This window comes from Burkholderia sp. BCC1972, assembly GCF_905339605.1.
Lineage (GTDB): Bacteria > Pseudomonadota > Gammaproteobacteria > Burkholderiales > Burkholderiaceae > Burkholderia.
In genome coordinates this window covers 1-1,828 of record NZ_CAJPGH010000059.1, presented here as the reverse complement: position 1 = coordinate 1,828, position 1,828 = coordinate 1, and the positions used below count along the sequence as shown (strand labels likewise).

The 1,828-nt window shown below is 64.2% G+C and carries 1 protein-coding gene and 1 pseudogene; both read left to right on the top strand.

Going from position 1 to position 1,828, the window contains the following annotated elements; genetic code table 11:
* Positions 1–1,651, top strand: a 1,651-nt coding sequence (locus U5798_RS36755) for an efflux RND transporter permease subunit (protein ID WP_322084863.1), incomplete at its 5' end; no start/stop codon positions are given.
* Positions 1,651–1,828 (top strand): annotated as a pseudogene (locus tag U5798_RS36750) (multidrug transporter); the annotation flags it as partial. The gene U5798_RS36755 and the pseudogene U5798_RS36750, both read left to right, overlap by 1 nt.

The following is a 1,828-nucleotide window of genomic DNA, read 5'->3' as shown; positions in this document are numbered from 1 at the left end:
CACGTTCAACAACAGCCGCGACAAGTACCACGTCGGCGTGCACCACGTGATCAAGCGCTCGGGCCGCTGGCTCATCATCTATCTGGTCGTGATCGTCGCGGTCGGGCTGCTGTTCGTGCGCCTGCCGAAGTCGTTCCTGCCCGATGAAGACCAGGGCCTGATGTTCGTGATCGTGCAGACGCCGTCGGGCTCGACGCAGGAAACGACCGCGAAGACGCTCGCGAACATTTCCGACTACCTGCTGAAGGACGAGAAGGAAATCGTCGAATCGGCGTTCACGGTCAACGGCTTCAGCTTCGCGGGCCGCGGCCAGAACTCCGGTCTCGTGTTCGTGCGCCTGAAGGATTACTCGCAGCGTCAGCATGCGAACCAGAAGGTGCAGGCGCTGATCGGCCGGATGTTCGGGCGCTACGGCGGCTACAAGGACGCGATCGTGATCCCGTTCAACCCGCCGTCGATTCCTGAACTCGGTACGGCTGCCGGCTTCGACTTCGAGCTGACGGACAACGCCGGTCTCGGCCACGATGCGCTGATGGCCGCGCGTAACCAGCTGCTCGGGATGGCGTCGAAGGATCCGACGCTGCAAGGTGTCCGTCCGAACGGCCTGAACGATACGCCGCAGTACAAGGTCAACATCGACCGCGAAAAGGCGAATGCGCTGGGCGTGACGGCGGATGCGATCGACCAGACGTTCTCGATCGCGTGGGCGTCGAAGTACGTGAACAACTTCCTCGACACCGACGGCCGGATCAAGAAGGTCTACGTGCAGGCAGACGCGCCGTTCCGGATGACGCCGGAGGACATGAACATCTGGTACGTGCGCAACGGGTCGGGCGGGATGGTGCCGTTCAGTTCGTTCGCGACCGGTCACTGGACGTACGGTTCGCCGAAGCTCGAGCGCTACAACGGCGTGTCGGCGATGGAAATCCAGGGTCAGGCCGCACCGGGCAAGTCGACCGGCCAGGCGATGGCCGCGATGGAAACGCTCGCGAAGAAGCTGCCGGTCGGTATCGGCTATTCGTGGACGGGCCTGTCGTTCCAGGAAATCCAGTCCGGCTCGCAGGCGCCGATCCTGTACGCGATCTCGATCCTCGTCGTGTTCCTGTGTCTGGCGGCACTGTATGAAAGCTGGTCGATCCCGTTCTCGGTGATCATGGTCGTGCCGCTCGGCGTGATCGGTGCGCTGCTCGCGGCCACGATGCGCGGCCTCGAGAACGACGTGTTCTTCCAGGTCGGCCTGCTGACGACCGTGGGCTTGTCGGCGAAGAACGCGATCCTGATCGTGGAATTCGCGCGAGAGTTGCAGCAGACGGAGAAGATGGGGCCGATCGAGGCCGCGCTGGAAGCGGCGCGCCTGCGGCTGCGTCCTATCCTGATGACGTCGCTCGCGTTCATTCTCGGCGTGATGCCGCTCGCGATCAGCAACGGCGCGGGTTCGGCCAGCCAGCACGCGATCGGTACGGGCGTGATCGGCGGGATGATCACGGCGACGTTCCTCGCGATCTTCATGATCCCGATGTTCTTCGTGAAGATCCGCGCGATCTTCAGCGGCGAGAAGGAAGACGTCGACGAGGCGCTGCGCCTGGCTCAGGAGCACTCGCACCACGAAGAGAAGCCGGGCAACGGCGACGAAAGCAACAAGGGACAGTGATGATGCAAAAACACGCTTTGACTGCAATCGCGGTCGCGCTCTTTGCCACGGGCTGCACGATGGCGCCGCATTACAAGCGGCCCGACGCACCCGTTGCGCAGGCGTACCCGGCCGGCGGCGTCTATGCGACGCAGCCGGGCGCTGCCGGCGCGCGCAGCGCGAACGGCCAGGCGGCGA